General features: G+C 64.9%; 15 protein-coding genes and 1 tRNA gene. 4 read left to right on the forward strand and 12 right to left on the reverse strand.

The window, feature by feature from the left end:
• Nucleotides 1-145 precede the first annotated feature (145 nt).
• On the forward strand, nucleotides 146-415 hold the full coding sequence (locus tag ACXYMN_RS11475) for an usg protein (protein WP_459013774.1): 270 nt from the start codon (nucleotides 146-148) through the stop codon (nucleotides 413-415).
• A gap of 74 nt (nucleotides 416-489) precedes the next feature.
• On the opposite strand, the gene ACXYMN_RS11480 is transcribed toward ACXYMN_RS11475, so the two are convergent.
• Together ACXYMN_RS11480 and ACXYMN_RS11485 are read right to left on the reverse strand one after the other, a co-directional pair.
• Nucleotides 490-1,722, reverse strand: a complete 1,233-nt coding sequence (locus tag ACXYMN_RS11480) for a UbiH/UbiF family hydroxylase (protein ID WP_459013775.1) — start codon at nucleotides 1,720-1,722, stop codon at nucleotides 490-492.
• 75 nt (nucleotides 1,723-1,797) lie between these two features.
• Entirely contained in the window at nucleotides 1,798-2,439 is a 642-nt protein-coding gene (locus ACXYMN_RS11485) for a pyrimidine 5'-nucleotidase (RefSeq protein ID WP_459013776.1), read from the reverse strand.
• A 102-nt stretch (nucleotides 2,440-2,541) separates the two neighbouring features.
• Here ACXYMN_RS11485 and ACXYMN_RS11490 point away from each other — a divergent pair, with 102 nt between their 5' ends.
• Nucleotides 2,542-3,186, forward strand: a complete 645-nt coding sequence (locus ACXYMN_RS11490; protein WP_459013777.1) for a GntR family transcriptional regulator — start codon at nucleotides 2,542-2,544, stop codon at nucleotides 3,184-3,186.
• Nucleotides 3,187-3,189: 3 nt separating this feature from the next.
• Here ACXYMN_RS11490 and ACXYMN_RS11495 read toward each other — a convergent pair whose 3' ends face one another.
• Together ACXYMN_RS11495 and carA are read right to left on the reverse strand one after the other, a co-directional pair.
• The gene (locus tag ACXYMN_RS11495; RefSeq protein ID WP_459013778.1) at nucleotides 3,190-5,070 is read right to left on the reverse strand and encodes a glycosyltransferase family 2 protein; all 1,881 of its coding nucleotides are present in this window, start codon (nucleotides 5,068-5,070) and stop codon (nucleotides 3,190-3,192) included.
• Between the two features lie 84 nt (nucleotides 5,071-5,154).
• On the reverse strand, nucleotides 5,155-6,306 hold the full coding sequence (gene carA, locus ACXYMN_RS11500; RefSeq protein WP_459013779.1) for a glutamine-hydrolyzing carbamoyl-phosphate synthase small subunit: 1,152 nt from the start codon (nucleotides 6,304-6,306) through the stop codon (nucleotides 5,155-5,157).
• 184 nt (nucleotides 6,307-6,490) lie between these two features.
• Between carA and ACXYMN_RS11505 the strand changes: the two genes are divergently transcribed.
• On the forward strand, nucleotides 6,491-6,952 hold the full coding sequence (locus ACXYMN_RS11505; protein WP_459013780.1) for a GatB/YqeY domain-containing protein: 462 nt from the start codon (nucleotides 6,491-6,493) through the stop codon (nucleotides 6,950-6,952).
• A gap of 55 nt (nucleotides 6,953-7,007) precedes the next feature.
• Here ACXYMN_RS11505 and ACXYMN_RS11510 read toward each other — a convergent pair whose 3' ends face one another.
• The 5 genes from ACXYMN_RS11510 to lipB all read right to left on the reverse strand — a co-directional run bounded on the left by ACXYMN_RS11510 (nucleotide 7,008) and on the right by lipB (nucleotide 13,755).
• The gene (locus ACXYMN_RS11510; protein ID WP_459013781.1) at nucleotides 7,008-7,934 is read right to left on the reverse strand and encodes a hypothetical protein; all 927 of its coding nucleotides are present in this window, start codon (nucleotides 7,932-7,934) and stop codon (nucleotides 7,008-7,010) included.
• The gene (locus ACXYMN_RS11515; protein ID WP_459013782.1) at nucleotides 7,934-8,431 is read right to left on the reverse strand and encodes a DUF2244 domain-containing protein; all 498 of its coding nucleotides are present in this window, start codon (nucleotides 8,429-8,431) and stop codon (nucleotides 7,934-7,936) included. The genes ACXYMN_RS11510 and ACXYMN_RS11515 overlap by 1 nt, the downstream gene beginning before the upstream one ends.
• Nucleotides 8,432-8,688: 257 nt before the next feature.
• The gene (ctaD, locus tag ACXYMN_RS11520; protein WP_459013783.1) at nucleotides 8,689-10,362 is read right to left on the reverse strand and encodes a cytochrome c oxidase subunit I; all 1,674 of its coding nucleotides are present in this window, start codon (nucleotides 10,360-10,362) and stop codon (nucleotides 8,689-8,691) included.
• A 639-nt stretch (nucleotides 10,363-11,001) separates the two neighbouring features.
• The gene (locus ACXYMN_RS11525) at nucleotides 11,002-12,549 is read right to left on the reverse strand and encodes an alpha-amylase family glycosyl hydrolase (RefSeq protein WP_459013784.1); all 1,548 of its coding nucleotides are present in this window, start codon (nucleotides 12,547-12,549) and stop codon (nucleotides 11,002-11,004) included.
• A 507-nt stretch (nucleotides 12,550-13,056) separates the two neighbouring features.
• Complete coding sequence (gene lipB / locus ACXYMN_RS11530; RefSeq protein ID WP_459013820.1) at nucleotides 13,057-13,755, reverse strand: lipoyl(octanoyl) transferase LipB; 699 nt, start codon at nucleotides 13,753-13,755, stop codon at nucleotides 13,057-13,059.
• A gap of 196 nt (nucleotides 13,756-13,951) precedes the next feature.
• On the opposite strand from lipB, the gene ACXYMN_RS11535 reads away from it, so the two are divergent.
• Nucleotides 13,952-14,038: transfer RNA gene (locus ACXYMN_RS11535), tRNA-Leu, on the forward strand.
• A gap of 246 nt (nucleotides 14,039-14,284) precedes the next feature.
• Here ACXYMN_RS11535 and ACXYMN_RS11540 read toward each other — a convergent pair.
• The 3 genes from ACXYMN_RS11540 to ACXYMN_RS11550 all read right to left on the reverse strand — a co-directional run bounded on the left by ACXYMN_RS11540 (nucleotide 14,285) and on the right by ACXYMN_RS11550 (nucleotide 17,215).
• A complete protein-coding gene (locus ACXYMN_RS11540) occupies nucleotides 14,285-15,028 on the reverse strand; it encodes a Bax inhibitor-1/YccA family protein (RefSeq protein ID WP_459013785.1) in 744 nt (247 codons plus the stop codon).
• Nucleotides 15,029-15,581: 553 nt separating this feature from the next.
• The gene (locus ACXYMN_RS11545; protein WP_459013786.1) at nucleotides 15,582-16,298 is read right to left on the reverse strand and encodes a sulfotransferase-like domain-containing protein; all 717 of its coding nucleotides are present in this window, start codon (nucleotides 16,296-16,298) and stop codon (nucleotides 15,582-15,584) included.
• The gene (locus ACXYMN_RS11550) at nucleotides 16,295-17,215 is read right to left on the reverse strand and encodes a D-amino acid aminotransferase (protein WP_459013788.1); all 921 of its coding nucleotides are present in this window, start codon (nucleotides 17,213-17,215) and stop codon (nucleotides 16,295-16,297) included. Before ACXYMN_RS11550 ends, ACXYMN_RS11545 begins: the two co-directional genes overlap by 4 nt.
• Between the last annotated feature and the right edge of the window lie 83 nt (nucleotides 17,216-17,298).

The following is a 17,298-nucleotide window of genomic DNA, read 5'->3' on the forward strand; positions in this document are numbered from 1 at the left end:
GCGCAAGACACGGGTGCAATGCCCGAGCCACCCGCGGCGCGCCTCTGGCAGCCACCGCCGCCCCCTGCCAACAACTTGTTTTCGTTGATTCTTAACGCGTTTCTGGCAGAATCTTTCCGGCAGGCACATCGAGAGGTTGAACAAAATGGACATGAGCGAGACAGAGCTGATGCTGCGGGGCTACGGGCTGACCACCGCCGAGATCTTCTATCGCATGCCGGATTACAGGAACGTGCTGAACACATTCGTCTGGCAGGAATACGATCTGGCCCCCGATCACGCCAAACTTCTGGACTTCATCGCCTTCTGGCAAACCGAGATCGAAGGCCCATTGCACTCCGTGCGCTTCACCCATCGCAAACTGATCGCGCCGGGGGAATGGCGCAACGTGGTGGGCGAATTTACCTATCACTGAGGGCGCGATCGCCGCTCACGATCGGACCGGAAATACTCCGGAGAGCGCGAGAGGCAGCGCCTCTCGCAGGCCCTTCAGGGCCTCTGCCCCGCGCCAGCCCCATGCCCCGTGCCGGTCCCGTGCCGCGCCTGTGCCCCGAGGCCCAGCTCCATCACCGACCGGCGCAGCGGCGCCAGGTCGTGCAGCAGGCCCAGCCCCCGCGACCGCGCCACCTGCAGCATCGGCAGCCCCGCCATCGACGCCCGGTTCAGCACCGAAATGCCCGATAGTCGCAGGCGGATATCCGGGCCGCGCCGCCGGGCGTAGCTGTCCAGCATGTCCCGGTCGCCCAGCCGGTCGGGGGCCGCCACCGCAAGGTCCAGCAGCGTCTCGATATCGCGCAGTGACATATTTAGCCCCTGCGCGCCGATGGGCGGCATCACATGCGCCGCCTCCGCCACCAGGGCCAGCCGCTCGGCCACCAGCCGTTCCGCACCCTGGGTGATGATCGGCCAGAGCGTGCGCCGGGACGCCAGCGACAGCGCCCCGTAAAGCCCCGCCGACCGGTCGGTCATCGCCGCCTCGAAATCCGCGACATCGAGCCCCGCCAGCCGGTCGGCCTCTGCCGCGTGGGTCATCCACACCACCGCCGATGACGGCCGTCCGGCGTGATCGGGCAGCGGAACCAGCGTGAAGGGCCCGCCCGCGCGGTGGATCTCGGTCGACACATTGCCATGCGGCGCATCATGCGTGACCGCGAAGGCCAGCGCCTTCTGGCCGTAGCGCGTGGTCGTCACCCCGATCCCCGCCGCCTGCCGCATCGGCGATGCGCGCCCGTCCGCCGCGATCACCAGCCGCACCATGACGCGGCTGCCATCCGAAAGCCCGACCTTGGCCGACCCGGTGCGCGTGAACAGCGTCGTGGTGCCGGTGCCGGGCCGGAACGTCACCCCCGGCATCTCGTGCAACGCCGCCGAGATCTCGCGCCGCAACAGCCAGTTGGGCAGGTTCCAGCCAAACGGCGCGTCCGAGATGTCGGCGGCGTTGAAATCGCGCCTGACCGGTGGGGTCTGGCTGGCATCGGCGATCGACATCACCTGCAGCGGCACCGCATGCGCCGCCAGCCGTCCCCAGAGGCCCGCGCGCTCCAGAAACGCCCGCGCGGGTTGCAGAAACGCCGTCGTCCGCAGGTCTGCTCCGTCGGCCTCGCGTTCGGTCACCGGCGGGGCCGGATCGACGCAAAGCACCGAGAACCCGACCTGGCCGAACGCCGCCGCTGCCGACAGCCCGGCAATGCCGCCGCCCGAGATCAGGATGTCGTGGTCCATGGCGCTGTCTCCGTTTGTCCGCCCGTACATGGCCCGTGCCGCGGCTTTCCGCCAGTGCGCGCTTGGTCGCGGCGCTCAGCGCAGGCGCGCCAGAAAATCCGACAGATCGGCGGTGTGATGGTGAATATGCGGTGCGGCCAGGGCCTCGGGGGCGACGTGCACGGTGCGCATCCCCATGGCATGCGGGGCCGCCAGGTTGCGTGGATCGTCCTCGAACATCGCCGCCCGGGCGGGGTCGGTGCCGTCCCTGGAAAACACCGCCTCGAAGGCCGAGCGTTGGGGTTTGGGCATGAAATCCGCGTGTTCCACACCGTAGACCGCATCGAACAACCCGCCCAGCCCCCGCGCCTCCAGCACCCGCGTCGCATAGGGGGCCGAGCCATTGGTGTAGACGATCCGCCGCCCGGGCAGCGCCGCGATGCGCCCGGCCAGCACCGGATCGGCAGTCAGCGGCGCAAAGCTGATGTCGTGCACATCGTGCAGGTAGCCTTCGGGATCGACCCCGTGCAGCTGCATCAGCCCCGCCAGCGTGGTGCCGTATTCCGCCCAGTAGACCTTGCGCAGGCGGTTGGCCTCGGGCTGGTCGACGCCAAGCTCGCGCATCACCCAGTCGGTCATCCGCACCTCGATCTGGTCGAACAGCCGCGCCTCGGGGGGATATAGCGTGTTGTCGAGGTCGAAGACCCAGTGGCGGATATGAGAGAACGCGTCCTGCATGGTGCCGAGCTAGTGCGCCCGGGGCGGGGTTGCAATGGCATGCACTTGCCACACCCTTTCGAACCTGCGTATTTTCGCCCCTCAGCGAAGGAGACGACCCGAATGAAAGATCGACCGACGCCTCATCGCGATGCCTATACCCTGATCCTCGAGGCCATCGACAGCGGCACCTTCAAGCCCGGCGACCGGCTTGTCGAAAGCGACCTTGCCGACCGGTTCGGGGTCTCGCGCACACCGATCCGCGAGGCGCTGCAACGGCTCGAGACGCAATCGCTGCTGGCGCGGGATGGCCGGTCGCTGATCGTGGCCTCGCTCGATCACAACCAGATGGCCGAGCTTTACGCCGTGCGCACCGAGCTTGAGGGCCTCGCCGCCCGGCTGGCCGCGCGCCACGCCACGCAAGAGGAAATCACCGTCCTGCGGCAGATGGTGATCGACGACCGCAACCGGATCGACGATGCCAACGCCTTGGCGCGGGCCAATCGCAGGTTCCACAAGCAGGTCCATCTGGCCTCGCATAACCGCTTTCTCGTGCAGCAGCTCGATCTTGTGCACCGCTCCATGGCGCTGATGGCCACGACGTCGCTGGCCGCCGAGGGCCGCGGCTCGCGCGCCCTCGATGAACACGGGGCCATCGTCGATGCCATCGGCCGGCGCGACGAGGACGGCGCCTGCCAGGCCCTGCGCGATCACATCTCCGAGGCGTTCGTGACCCGGCTCAAGCTGGATGCGGCAACCGACCGCTAGGGGTCATTCCACCGCCAGATCCGCGCCGGGCCGGTCCGGGGCAGACCGGCCGTGCTGGGTCTTGTCCCAGTAGAACGGCTGCGTGATCAGCCCCCAAACCGCCTTGTACATGGCGATGGTGCCCAGCGGGAAATACAGGATCAGGCTCGGCACCCAGGGCATCAGCCGGGTGTGCGGGCTGCGCGCCACCGCCACGACCCCCGCCAGCAGTGTGATCGCCTCGGCGGTGATGAACAGGCCGAACAGCACCCAGAGCGCTTCGGGCGACAGCACCGCCAGCGCCGGATGCGGCAGATCGGTCAGCAGCAGCCAGAACGACCAGAGCACCGGCGCCAGCAGGAACTGGATCAGCGTGCCCAGGAACAGCACCTGCACCCCCAGCGCCCGCCACAGCCCCAGATCGCGCAAGAGCGCGCGCGGCGATCGCGAATGCACCGCCCAGGTCATCGCATAGCCCTTGAGCCAGCGCGACCGCTGCCGGACCCAGGGCCAGAAGCGGTTGTTGGCCTCTTCCCGGGTCACCGTGTGCAATAGCTCGGTGCGGTAGCCGTGCCGCGCCAGCCGCAACCCCAGATCCGCGTCCTCGGTGACGTTATGCGCATCCCAGCCGCGCACTGCCTCAAGCGCCGCGCGTCGAAAATAGACCGTCGTGCCGCCCAGCGGCACCGGCACGCCCAGCCGCGCGAGGCCCGGCAGCATCATGCGGAACCACGCCGCATACTCGATGGCAAAGCAGCGCGACAGCCAGTTGGCGCGCGGATTGTAGAAATCGAGAACCCCCTGCAGGCAGGCTACCTCGTCCGGGGCCTGCTGAAAGCGCGCCACCACCCGTTCGATCTGGTCGGGGGCGGGGGCGTCCTCGGCGTCGAGTATGCCGATCACCTCGCCCCGGGCAAAGCGCAGCGCGTAATTCAGCGCGCGCGGCTTGGTGCGGATCGTGCCGCCGGGCACCACCACCACGCGGACCCAGCCGGGCAGAGCGGCGCGGCGCAGGATCTGCGCGGTCTCAAGATCGATATCCTCGAGGATCAGCATCACCGTCAGGCAGGCCTTGGGATAGCTCAGCCGCCCCAGCCGTTCGGTCAGCGCGGTCGCGATCGCCGCTTCGCGAAACAGCGGCACCAAAAGCGTGACATGGGGCAGCGGATAGTCCGGCGGTCCGGGCAGGGCAGGCGGCGCGCGACTGGCCAGCAGCGCCGCCAGCTTGAGGCCCTGCGTCGCCACCAGTGACAGCACCGCCAACACCATCAGCCCGGTAAAAAAGCTCAGCGGTGCCAGCGCCAGAAGGCCGATGCACAGCGCGGCAAGCCCCAGTGCGCAGGCCATCCGCGCCGGTCCCGCGCGGCCCAGATCGCGGCAGCTTTCCGCGGCGGGCACCCAGGATTCGGCCTCTGCGATCAGCGTCTGACCGTGGCGCAGGCCGATCTCGGTCTGGATGTCCTGTTCCGATGCGATCGCCATGATGACCGCGTGACCGGCGTCGGCCAGCCGCTGATTCGCAGCCTCGAACCCGGCCTTCGACACCGCCGCCAGCACCAGCGTGTTGCCGATCCGCATCCAGGGCAGCACCCCGTGGGCAAGGCAGGTCTCTGCATCCAGTATCGTCCTGAGGTCCGGGTCCGGCGGGTTGGTCGCCCGGTCGAGCGCCATGACGCCGTGTCGTCGCGCCAGCACCGATACCAGGTCGGCCTCGTCGATCAGGTCCTTTGCCAGCAGCACGTGGCGCAACGGTGCACCGGTCGCGACCGCCGTGCCAAGCGCCTCGACCATGTCGCCGGACGCGACCTGATGGCCGTCGACCAGCAGCCCCGCGAGCGATCGGCCGCGGTCGTCGATACTGGCCGCGGGGCGGCCTGATTTGAACTGCACTTTGCGCGACCGCATCCTGGCCTCCGTTGTCGACCGGAGGCCATTAACGCCGTCTTAGGTTAATGAGTGATTAAGGAAGTCCGCTGCGTTTACCGGATATCAGGCCGCCGTCGCCTTGCGCGCCGCCATCGAGGCCGCGAAGCGTTCGAACAGGTAAAAGCTGTCCTGCGGACCGGGGCTGGCCTCGGGGTGGTGCTGCACCGAAAAGACCGGCTTGTCGGCCACCCGCAGCCCGCAATTGGACCCGTCGAACAGCGACACATGAGTCTCGAGCACACCCTTGGGCAGGGACTGGCTGTCCACCGCAAAGCCGTGGTTCATCGAGGTGATCTCGACCTTGCCGGTCTCGGTTTCCTTGACCGGGTGGTTGGCGCCGTGATGGCCGTGGTTCATCTTGACCGTTCGCGCCCCCAGCGCCAGCGCCAGCATCTGGTGACCAAGGCAGATGCCGAACAGCGGCAGGTCCCTGGCAAGCAGCCCCTGGATCATCGGCACCGCATAGGCCCCGGTGGCCGCCGGATCGCCCGGTCCGTTCGACAGGAACACCCCGTCGGGCGCAAGTGCCAGCACCTCTTCGGCGGTGGCGGTCGCGGGCAGCACCGTCACATCGCAGCCGGCGCTCGCAAGGCAGCGCAGGATGTTGCGCTTGGCACCGTAGTCGATCGCCACAACCTTGTGGCTTGGCGCATCCTGCCGCGCGTAGCCTTCGGGCCAGGCCCAGCGCATCTCGTCCCAGCGATAGCTTTGCGCGCAGGTCACGTCGCGCGCCAGGTCCAGCCCTTCAAGCCCGGCAAAATCGCGCGCCTTCTGCACCAGCGCGTCGGTATCGAAGACCCCGTCGGGGTTGTGCGCCAGCGCTGCATGGGGCGCGCCCTGCTGCCGGATCGCCCGCGTCAGCCGCCGGGTGTCGATGCCGCCGATGGCGATGCGCCCGCGGCTGGCCAGCCAGTCCGACAGTTCCGACACCGCGCGCCAGTTCGAGCTTTGCGTCGGCATCCACTTGACGACCATGCCCTCGGCGACCGGGTCCTGCGTCTCGTCGTCGTCGGGATTGACGCCGGTATTGCCGATATGCGGGAAGGTGAAGGTCACGATCTGGCCCGCGTAGGACGGGTCGGTCATGATCTCCTGATAGCCGGTCATCGCGGTGTTGAAACACAACTCCGCCACGGTGTCGCCGGTGGCCCCGAAGCCCATGCCGTAGAACAGGGTCCCGTCAGCGAGTGCAAGGCATGCGGTTGGGGCGGTCATGGTCGGGCCTCCGGGCGTCAAGGGCATTTGCGCCTGTCTAAGGACAGGCTCGCATCGGGTCAAGAGTGGCGGAATTTCGGAAAATATAACAAAATCAAAAGCTTGACACAAAATCACGAGACCTTGCACCTTTGCGCCCGACGCCCTACCTATCACGCTCACGCCAATCAGGGGATGAGAGGCCATGGATCTTCGTTCGCGGATCACCACCGCCATGAAACAGGCAATGAAAGACAAGGCCGCGGATCGTCTGTCGACGCTGCGCCTGATCAATGCCGCCATCAAAGATCGCGACATCGCCGCGCGCGGCGACGGTCGCGAAGACGGCGTCGGCAATGACGAGGTGCTGTCGATCCTCGCCAAGATGGTCAAGCAGCGCCGCGAAAGCGCCAAGACCTACGAAGAGGGCGGGCGGCTCGATCTGGCCGAACGCGAACTTGCCGAGATCGTGGTGATCGAAGAGTTTCTGCCCAAGCGCCTGTCCGACAAGGAAGTCGCCACCGCCATCGACAAGGCGGTCGCCGAGGTCGGCGCGGAGTCGATCCGCGACATGGGCCGGGTGATGGGCGTGCTGAAGTCGAAATACTCCGGCCAGATGGATTTCGGCGCCGTCGGCCCGCGCGTGAAAGACCGGCTCGCGGGCTAGACCTGTCGGTCCCGGGCCCGACCCGGGGCCTCTGCGGGCCTGGACGCCTCGGCGGTCACGCCGTCCCTAAAGACCCGTCAGCCGACGGGAACCCGTCTTCGACCGCCGCCAGCGTTTCCGCGTCGGTCACCCGGAATCGCTGCACGAAGCGGGTCTTGAACGACACCCGACCGCGCCGCGCGCCGAAATTTTCGCCGTGGTTCAGCTCGTAAAGCACCGAAGGCCGGGGCAGGGGCCTCAGCCGCAGCCCCGCCAGCGCCGCGAGATACGGGAACATCCGGTGCTCATGCTGGGTCATTGCGCGCAGGAAGGCTGCGCTTTCGGGCAGCGCCGGATCGTGCCGCACCGCCATGCAGGACCCGCACAGCTTCCAGAACGCCCGCCTTCGGGGCCGCGCCAGCGTCGGCGGCCCGGCCAGCGCCAAGTCGCCCGTGGCCACGTCGCGCACGAACCCGGTCCGGGCCAGCCAGCCATCGCCCCCGCCCTCCAGCATCGCGGCCACCGTACCCTGCCGCAGCAGATCGTCCGCATCGAAGGACATCACATAGGCAGGTGGCACGTCCCGCGCCGCCAGATCGTCACAGAGCGCCGCCAGCTTGCGCCATTTGTCGTTTCCGGGCGTCGGGTCGTCGAAGGCCAGATGCCGGATACGGGGATCGTCGGGCAGCGGCGGCCGGGTCTGGCAGCAGACCGTCGCCTCCCAGTCGGGCCGGTCCTGCGCGCGGAAACTCTCAAGCGTGCGCGCCAATCGGGCCGTCACCGCGTCCCAGTCGCCGACATCTTCCGGGGCCACCAGCGGGATCAGGAAGATCACCCGCCGCGCCACCGGCCCCTGGCCCTGTCGCGCCGCGCGCAAACGCAACGCCGCCACCTCTGAAGGTTGCACATCATCGCGCGCCGCCGCCATGCCGGGCCCCAGAAAGGCCGCCCGCATTCGGTGCGCCAGGCGGCGCAGTTTGGGGGTCGCGGGAACCTGCGCCATCAGGCGGGTCTGTGCCGTCGCAGGCGGTCCGAAAGCTCGGCGTAAAGCGCCTTGCGCTCGTCCTCGGACAGGAACGCGCCGATCTCGACCTCTCGGCCCGACCCGTTAAGGGTGACATAATTCGGCACGGGGCCTCCGGTCTGATGCAGCACCACCTTGGCCCAGTAGGGGTTGCAATGCCAATCCTGCGTGTCGCCCTTGGGGTTGAAGCGCGTCAGATGCATGTCGTCGCCGCGAATGCTCAGCACCTCCAGGATGCGCCGGTCGGCGTTGTTCTTGCGCAGCGCGAAATACATCCCCGCCAGCACCACCAGGAAAAACGGCAACATGCCCCACAGCAGCGCGGTCCCCAACAGCCCGTAAAGCGGGATCGTCGCCAACAGGAAGGTGGCAAGAATGAATGCGGCGAAGCCCTTGGGCGGCAACGAGTTGTGCGGCCAGAGCGTCAGTTCCTGCTCGGGGCGGTTCGGGTCTGCGTCGGTCCAGCGATAGGGCATATGGGTGTCTGTGCGGTGTCTGTCTGTTGCATCGGGTCGCGTGTCGGTCCGGCCCCGGCGGCGGCGGCGGCACGGCGCGGCCCCGGGTCGGATCCGTGCCGCGATGAACCTTAAACCGGCGCTTGGGTGCAAGGGCGGATTGCCGACCTGTGGCGAAAAGCTGCGGTCCGGCAGGGGCGGGCACCTGTGGGCAAGCAAAAGGCCCCGGAAGTGCTCCGGGGCCTCGTGTGGTCGGCGAAACGCTTGCGATCCTTGGATCAGTGCGCGTGGCCCTTGTCCCAGTCGGACTGCTTCGGCAGCTGCTCGAACGTGTGCTCGGGCGGCGGCGACGGCAGGGTCCATTCCAGCGTATCGGCATATTCGTTCCACGGGTTCGGCGCGGTCTGCACCTGGCCCTTGCGAAGCGAGTAGATCATCACGCCGAAGAAGAAGAGGAACGACGCGAAGGACAGGAAGGCCCCCCAGCTCGACACGTAGTTCCACAGGGCATAGGCCTCGGGATAGTCGATATAGCGGCGCGGCATGCCCTGACGCCCCAGGAAGTGCTGCGGGAAGAAGGTGACGTTGGCCCCGATAAAGAAGGTCCAGAAGTGCACCTGGCCGGCCCATTCGGGATACATCTTGCCGGTCATCTTGGGGAAGTAGAAGTAGATCCCCGCGAAGATCGCAAACACCGCGCCCAGCGACATCACGTAGTGGAAATGCGCCACCACGTAGTAGGTATCGTGGTAGGCGCGGTCGACGGCGGCCTGGCTCAGCACGATGCCGGTGACGCCACCGACGGTGAAGAGGAACAGGAAGCCGAAGGCCCAGAGCATCGGTGTCTTGAACTCGATCGAGCCGCCCCACATGGTCGCGATCCACGAAAAGATCTTGACCCCCGTGGGCACCGCGATGACCATCGTCGCCAGCATGAAATAGCTCTGCTGTGTCAGCGACATGCCCACCGTGTACATGTGGTGCGCCCAGACCACGAAGCCCAGAGCACCGATCGCGATGATCGCCCAGACCATCGGCAGATATCCGAAGATCGGCTTGCGCGAAAAGGTCGCGATCACATGGCTGATGATGCCGAAGCCCGGCAGAATCACGATGTAGACTTCCGGATGGCCGAAGAACCACAGGATGTGCTGATACAGCACCGGATCGCCACCGCCCGCGGGATCAAAGAAGGTCGTCCCGAAGTTGCGGTCGGTCAGCAGCATGGTGATCGCACCGGCCAGAACCGGCAGCGCCAGAAGGATCAGCCACGCGGTCACGAAGACCGACCAGGCAAACAGCGGCACCTTGAACAGCGTCATGCCCGGTGCGCGCATGTTGAGGAAGGTGGTGATCACGTTGATCGCCCCCAGGATCGACGAGGCACCCGAGACGTGCACCGCGAAGATCGCCAGATCCATCGAGAAACCGCCCTCACGCACGGACAGGGGCGGATAGAGCACCCATCCCACGCCGGACCCAAGCTGACCGTTGCCGCCGGGGCTCAGAACCGAGCAGACCGCCAGCGTCGTACCGGCCACGTAGAGCCAGAAGGAAAGGTTGTTGAGACGCGGAAACGCCATGTCCGGCGCGCCGATCTGCAACGGCATGAAATAGTTGCCGAAACCGCCGAACAGCGCCGGAATAACCACGAAGAACATCATCAGGATGCCGTGACCGGTGATCAGAACGTTCCACAGATGGCCGTTCGGGGTACACTCGCCCGGGGCCGCGGCAAACATCCGCGCGCCTTCGAGACACATGTACTGCACGCCCGGCTCCATGAGCTCCAGACGCATGTAGACGGTAAAGGCAACCGAGATGAAACCTGCCAGGGCCGACGTGACCAGGTACAGGATCCCGATGTCCTTGTGGTTGGTGGACATGAACCACCGGGTAAAGAACCCCCGGTTGTCTTCGTGCTCATGGCCATGGATGGCGGCGTCTGCCATGTAAGCCTCCTCAAGGTGTTATCAGTTCAGACGCGACAGACTCGTCCCGCCCGCATCACGGACTGTGTAGGCAATGCAGCCTGCAGCGGCAATAACCGCTTTCGTCGCAGCCCGGACATTTTTGTCGCAGTGGCCGGGATTTGCAAGCCGGCATTGCGTCAGCGCAACGCGCGCGGTGCCGCAAGCCCGGGCGTGTCCCCCCTCCCGCGCGCATGCCCCGCCGCCGCCCTGCCTTCCGCTGCCGTCTCGCATCAGACCCGACCGAACCGCCACGCTGCCACGATCGGACCCTATCAAACCCCGCGCTGCCACGATCGGACCCGACCAAACCCCGCACTGACACGATCGGACCCGACCAAACCCCGCGCTGCCACGATAGGACCCGACCAGATCGCCACCCTGTCACGATCGGACCCGAAATACTCCGGGGAGCGCGAGGGGCTGGCCCCTCGCTTCCGCCCGATCCTTCTGCGCACCGCGCGGATCAGGTCGACCAATTCAGGCCGCTCTGACCAGTCTGCCCGGATCAGGCCGCCCAAATCAGGCCGCCCAAATCAGGCCGCCCAAATCAGGCCGCCCAAATCAGGCCGCCAGGGTCAGACCCCGCGTCCCGCGTCCCGCACCTCGGGCCGCTCACCGTCACGCAAGCGTCAGCCGCCCGGCCCCCGGGGCCAGCGGCCCGGTTTCCACATCATCGGTCGCCAGCAATACCCGCCCCGCCATCTCGATCTCGGCGGACGCGTTGCCCCAGTTCAGGGCCACATGCGCCACGACCCCGTCCAGCCTGCGCGCGTAGCGCAGCACGCCGCCTTCGGCGCGCAGATCGGTCAGGCTGCCTTGTCGCAACGCCGGGGTCTCCCGGCGATGGGCCAGAAGCTTGCGGTAGAACGCCAGCATCGATGCCGGGTCGCTGGTCTGTCGCGCCACGATCCGGGCGGGGTCCAGATCCATCGGCAACCAGGGCGTGTGGTCTGAAAATCCGCCGAAGGGGCCATCGTCCCAGGCGATGGGCGTGCGCACCGGATCTCGGCCAAGCCCATGACCTGGCACGTTTTTCTCCCACGGATCCTGCACCAGATCGGGCGGGATCGGCACGTTCTCCATGCCCAGTTCCTCGCCCTGGTAGATCGTCGGCGTGCCGCGCAGGGTCAGCAGCATCATCGCCGCCGCGCGGGCCCGGTCCGGTCCGACCCGGCTCGCCACCCGCGCCCGGTCATGATTGCCCAGCACCCAGTTCGGCCAGGCACCCGAAGGCAGCGCATCCTCATAATCCCGTATCAATGAGGCGAGGTTTTCCGCCTCCCACTCGGTCTCGATGAGCATGAAATTGAAAGGCTGCTGAAACGCGTCGAGCGCGTCGCCGTAGTATTTCATTACCTGCGCGGTCTCACCATAGGCTTCCCCCACCAGCAGGCGCGGCGGGTCGTACTCTTCCGCCACCGCCCGCATCGTCTTTGCGATCTCGAAGATCTCCGGCTGGTGTTTGGTGTTGGTGCCCAGATGCTGCCGCGCGGGGCCCATGCTCTTGATCCAGAGCGGATTTGGCGGATTGTCCCCGGCCTCGGGGTTGGGCACCAGGTTTTCGACGGCATCGACGCGAAAGCCGTCGACCCCCCGGTCGAACCACGTCCGCATCACGTCATACATCGCCGCCCGCAGCTCCGGGTTGTGCCAGTTGAGCGACGGCTGCTCGGTCAGGAAGATATGCATGTAGTACTGACCCGTGGCCGGATGCCGGGTCCAGGCCGGGCCCGCGAACTCGCTGATCCAGTTGGTGGGCGGGCTGCCATCGGGCTTGCCGTCGCGCCAGACATACCAGTCGCGCTTGGGACTGTCCTTCGAGGCCGCGGACTCCAGAAACCAGGGGTGCTGGTCCGACGTATGGCTCGGAACAAAATCCAGCAGAACCCTGAGCCCCCGCGCATGCGCCGCCGCGATCAGACTTTCGAAATCCTCCAGCGTTCCGAAGATCGGATCGATGCCGGTGTAGTCCGACACATCGTAGCCCGCATCTTTCATCGGCGACGGATAGATCGGCGAAATCCATGCCGCATCGACGCCCAGATCGACCAGATGATCGAGCCGTGCCTCGATACCCGCCAGATCGCCGACGCCATCGCCGTTCGAATCCTGAAAACTGCGTGGATAGATCTGATAGATCACACCGTCTTTCCACCATTCGGACATGGCAAGTCTCCTGTTTGCCCCGAAGCGTCGGCTCACAACGCTCTTGTTGGCGCTAACATGCGGCAAGTCTGCCCGAGCGCAAGGCCCAAATGCCGCAATGACCCCACGCCCGCGCTATGCCTGCACCGACCCCTCGTTAGCTCCGTGCCCGCACTAAACTCTTACCGGCGCTGTGCCGGCACCGACGCCTCACGCGCGCCGAGCCTTGACCGAACCCGCGCCGGCCCTGTGCAATAACCGAACCCACGTCCGCATTGCGTTCAAGTCCACGCGTCGCATCGTTGAGCCCGGGTCAAGGCCCGGGCCCGAGTCTTCGATGCGCCCGTTGCGCGCATTGCGCACGGATGCCGCTCCTTGTGTCCACGCGTCTCCACACGCCTGCACAGACGTCTGCACAGACACCTGTAAAGACACATGCACAGACGTCTGCGACCCAGGCTCCGGCCAAACCTGCTGCGCCGCAAATCGGGTCCCGCGGCCACTGGCCGTACCCTCGCAAGTCGCAGATCACGCAGTCGGCAGATCCCCGAAAACCGACGAGAAGCTTTTCCGCAGCGCCACATCGACGTCGTCCATGGTCACCGGAAGTCCCAGATCCACAAGGCTGGTGACACCATATTCGGTGATCCCACACGGCACGATCCCGTCAAAATGGCTCAGGTCAGGCTCCACGTTGAGAGAGATACCGTGGAAGCTCACCCACCGCTTTAGGCGGATGCCGATCGCTGCGATCTTGTCCTCCGCCATGGCCCCCGACGCAGTACGCGGTCGGTCCGGTCGTTCAATCCAAACACCCACGCGCCCGTCGCGAATATGTCCGGTCAGCCCGAACTCGCCCAGTGCTGCGATGACCCACGCTTCCAGATCCGCCACAAAACGGTGCACGTCCCGGCCACGCCGTCCGACGTCAAGCATTGTATAGGCCACCCGCTGCCCGGGCCCGTGATAGGTGTATTGCCCGCCGCGCCGCACTTCGTGAACATCGAAGCGGTCCGGATCAATCAAGTCCTCCTTCTTGGCCGAGGTCCCGGCTGTGTAAAGCGGCGGATGCTCGACCAGCCAAACCAGTTCATCTTCCGTGCTGCGCGAAATCGCATCTGCCCGCGCCTCCATGTAAGCAACGGCTTCTTGATAATCGGTTAATCCGTCCGAGATTCGCCACTCGACCATCTGCGCTTCCGATCCTGGTTTCTGCGGTGCTTGTATCCTGCCGCACGTGCGGTTGAAACCTTGCGCCCTGCCGCCGCATCATCACCCGGGCGCTACGCGTGCCCGGGGCCTGAACCCGCCGCGGAATTCCTCGGTCCGACACCGGTCGGGATGCACACGAAAAATCACCGATGCCCCCCTTCACATCGCTGAATCCGTGATCTATACGGCGGCTCACCAAGCCTCAGACTGTGCGGTCGTGGCGGAATTGGTAGACGCGCAGCGTTGAGGTCGCTGTGGGGTAACTCCCGTGGAAGTTCGAGTCTTCTCGACCGCACCAACTGTAGAGCCGGTTGCATGGCCACGTTTTCGGCGGCCTATTTGCCGCCTTAAAGCACCCACCTCTGTCGCTGCGAACCTGCCATATTTAGAATTCCGGACCAATTGGCGCATCGCGTGTGCGACGTCTTCGCGCGACCGGTACGCCTGCGCCGCGTCAGGTCGCAGGTTCAAGGCATGACATTCGACAACGAAAAACCCCCCGTCGGCGGGGCCGACGGGGGGCATGATCGTTCATGTTGACTGACTATTCGCGATTGCCGAAAAGTTGCAGCAGAAACATGAACATGTTGATGAAGTCGAGATAGAGACGCAACGCGCCCATGATCGCCGACTTGGCGAGCCACTCCTGGTCGCCGTGGCGCGCGTGCTCGATATACTCGTTCTTGATCGACTGCGTATCATAGGCCGTCAGACCCGCGAAAATCAGCACGCCAAGGATCGACACCGCAAAGAAGATCGCCGGGCTTTGCAGGAAGATGTTGAACAGCGACGCCACGACAAGGCCGATCACGCCCATCAACAGGAACGTGCCCCAGCCAGACAGATCCTTCTTGGTCGTGTATCCCCATAGCGACAAACCCGCGAAAGAGATCGACGTCACCAGAAAGACCTGGGCAATCGAGATACCTGTGAAGGCCACGAAAATCCAGGAAAGCGACAGGCCCATCACCGAGGCGAACACAAAGAAGAATACCTGCGCACCCGCTGCAGACAATCGATTGATCGCCGCGCCGAATGCGAACACCATGATCAGAGGGGCGAACATCACGATCCAGCCCAGAATATTGGGTTGGAGCGTGATCGGGTCACGGAAAATACCCAGCAATTCCGGGCTCGAACCCACGGCCCATGCCACGAGGAATGTCAGGAACATGCCCACCGACATCGTGCCGTAGACCTTGTTCATATGGGCGCGCAGGCCCTCATCGATCTGAGCCGTACGCGCGCCGGCGGCGGCGCCGGTCCGGACGGTTCTGTATTCAGCCATTCTTTCCTCCGACTTGAACGTATCCGGCCTGACGCCGGAGATCCGATCAAATATCGGCATTCACAGCGTTGATTTCAAGAATTTCCGCGACGATTGACGCAAACAATCGACGGGCCCGGCAACGATGTGCCTTGCCCCAGGCAACTGGCTGTCGGGGATCAGACCTGTTGGTCGCGCGGAACGATGAAGATCCAGCACCTGCGAGACCAAATGACATCTGACGCGCCGGTAGGCGACACGCGGTCGGGCGATCCTGTGTGCATGCATCCTTCGTTTAATGGTGCTTCGGACGCGGCAAGAGTTCGTGGCATATTTCCCCGCCTGCGCTGGCAGCTTCTGATTCTGTCTAACCGTCGATTGCTAAGAAAGAACGAAGATGGCGAGTTCCACGCCGTTCGCCTCCGCGCGGTCGACAACTGTCGTCAACTGCGTCTCAGATTGAACACACCTGATACGCGCGCGGGTCAGGGGTGATACGCGCGCGGGTCAAGGGCGAGCCATTCGCGGCGTCGGCCGACCTGTCTTGCGGCGATGTCGCCCCCATTTTGGCCGTTTACCGCAAGGCGTACGCCTTCAGGCGGTCGTAATAGGGCATAGCGGCGTCAGCGACGTCCGCATAAGCCCCTGAGAGAATTGGCAAATCGCCCTCAGGGCCAGCGAACCCGGTCGAATGGTGCACCGACCCGTACCAATGCGCCGCCCACACCCCGTCATAGGGCTTGGGGCCTTGCTCCCACGTCAGCATGGATTGTTGAAAATCAACACCAAGCGACTTGCACAGTTTCGCAAGAAATTTCTCAGGATCGTCGCGTATATCCTTGGAATCTAACACGATTGGCACAGAATTCCCTTCGGATACGATTAAGTCAAAAAGCTCGACTTGTTGTACAAAACCGATATCTTCCAATCCTGCGGCCTCGTACTTTGCGGCGAAGCTCGCCAAGACCCGGGCCGGGTGCCGGATCAGGAAAACATTGGTCACATTTGCCATCCAGTTCCTTGGCACGCCGCGAACCATGTGTTGGCACATATGTTTTTGATAAAACAATGGCTTGGTCGGCGCTTTCGCGGCGCAAAGCGCGGCAACTTCGGCCGCGTCGGTCAATCCTTCGGCGATGATCCTGCCGCGCATAGGGTGTTGGAGTCCCGTTTTGGCCAGGTAGGCCGCATAGAACGGCTCGTCCCAGACCTCGCAATCGTCGCGCGCCGCGAACGCATACATCAAGGCCGTCGACAGGTTGCGTGGGCCGGACCACATCGCGATATTCATCCGCCGACCATTGTCTTGTAGGCCTTGCGGATGCGTGCTGTGACCGGGCCGAGATCACCGCATCCGATCCTGCGACCGTCGATTTCGCCGACCGGTGTCTGGGCACCGAAAGAGCCCGTGAGAAATGCCTCTTCCGCGCTGTAAGCCTCTGTCAGAGAAAAGTTTTTCTCAAAAACCGGGATATTCTCGTGACGGCAGATCTCGATCACGTTCGCGCGCGTGATCCCGTTCATGCAGTAGTCCCCGGTCGAGGTCCAGACCGCGCCTTGGCGGACGATGAAGAAATTGCAGGCATTTGTGGTGTTCACGAAGCCATGCACATCCAGCATCAGGGCTTCGTCGGCACCGGCTTTTTCGGCGGCGATGCAGGCCAGAATGCAGTTCAGTTTCGAATGCGAGTTCAGCTTGGGGTCCTGGGTCATCGGCAACCCGCGAATATGCGGCACCGTCGCCAGTCGGATGGGGCGGGAAAGCCGGGGCTTCGAATGCTCCATGATGATTGCGATCGTCGGGCCCGCGCGGGACAGGCCGGGATGTTGGAATGGTCGCGTCTTGACCCCACGCGTGACCATCAACCGCGCATGAGCATCGCTCTTCATGCCATTGGCTGAACGGGTTTTTTCCAGCGCCTCGATGATTGCTTCCCGATCTATTCCGAGGGTCAGGTCAATCGCCTTCGCAGCCTCGAACAAGCGGTCCATATGCGCATCCAGAAACGCCCACTTGCCGTTGTAAAGCCGCAGGCCTTCCCAGACGCCGTCGCCCAGCATGAACCCCGAATCGTAGACGGACACCCGTGCTTCGGATCGCGGGACGAGCGCGCCGTTCAGCCAGATGAGAATCGACTCGTTGCGCGCGTCTTCCTCGGCCTGGTGCGTAAAATTGTCGTCGTTATGTAAACAGCTGTTTTCGGTCATTCCAGGGCCTTTTCTGCGTCGAAACCCCTGCATGTTGGCATCCGGCGCAGCACCATGGGCAGTCGGCGCCGGGGGGAAGCTGC

Source organism: Roseivivax sp. CAU 1753 (assembly GCF_054482575.1).

Excerpts from the sequence above, each read along its gene's own strand:
- ACXYMN_RS11475 (WP_459013774.1), top strand. The coding sequence starts at position 146 with ATGGACATGAGCGAGACAGAGCTGATGCTGCGGGGCTACGGGCTGACC.
- ACXYMN_RS11480 (WP_459013775.1), bottom strand. The coding sequence starts at position 1,722 with ATGGACCACGACATCCTGATCTCGGGCGGCGGCATTGCCGGGCTGTCG.
- ACXYMN_RS11485 (WP_459013776.1), bottom strand. The coding sequence starts at position 2,439 with ATGCAGGACGCGTTCTCTCATATCCGCCACTGGGTCTTCGACCTCGAC.
- ACXYMN_RS11490 (WP_459013777.1), top strand. The coding sequence starts at position 2,542 with ATGAAAGATCGACCGACGCCTCATCGCGATGCCTATACCCTGATCCTC.
- ACXYMN_RS11495 (WP_459013778.1), bottom strand. The coding sequence starts at position 5,070 with ATGCGGTCGCGCAAAGTGCAGTTCAAATCAGGCCGCCCCGCGGCCAGT.
- carA (WP_459013779.1), bottom strand. The coding sequence starts at position 6,306 with ATGACCGCCCCAACCGCATGCCTTGCACTCGCTGACGGGACCCTGTTC.
- ACXYMN_RS11505 (WP_459013780.1), top strand. The coding sequence starts at position 6,491 with ATGGATCTTCGTTCGCGGATCACCACCGCCATGAAACAGGCAATGAAA.
- ACXYMN_RS11510 (WP_459013781.1), bottom strand. The coding sequence starts at position 7,934 with ATGGCGCAGGTTCCCGCGACCCCCAAACTGCGCCGCCTGGCGCACCGA.
- ACXYMN_RS11515 (WP_459013782.1), bottom strand. The coding sequence starts at position 8,431 with ATGCCCTATCGCTGGACCGACGCAGACCCGAACCGCCCCGAGCAGGAA.
- ctaD (WP_459013783.1), bottom strand. The coding sequence starts at position 10,362 with ATGGCAGACGCCGCCATCCATGGCCATGAGCACGAAGACAACCGGGGG.
- ACXYMN_RS11525 (WP_459013784.1), bottom strand. The coding sequence starts at position 12,549 with ATGTCCGAATGGTGGAAAGACGGTGTGATCTATCAGATCTATCCACGC.
- ACXYMN_RS11540 (WP_459013785.1), bottom strand. The coding sequence starts at position 15,028 with ATGGCTGAATACAGAACCGTCCGGACCGGCGCCGCCGCCGGCGCGCGT.
- ACXYMN_RS11545 (WP_459013786.1), bottom strand. The coding sequence starts at position 16,298 with ATGAATATCGCGATGTGGTCCGGCCCACGCAACCTGTCGACGGCCTTG.
- ACXYMN_RS11550 (WP_459013788.1), bottom strand. The coding sequence starts at position 17,215 with ATGACCGAAAACAGCTGTTTACATAACGACGACAATTTTACGCACCAG.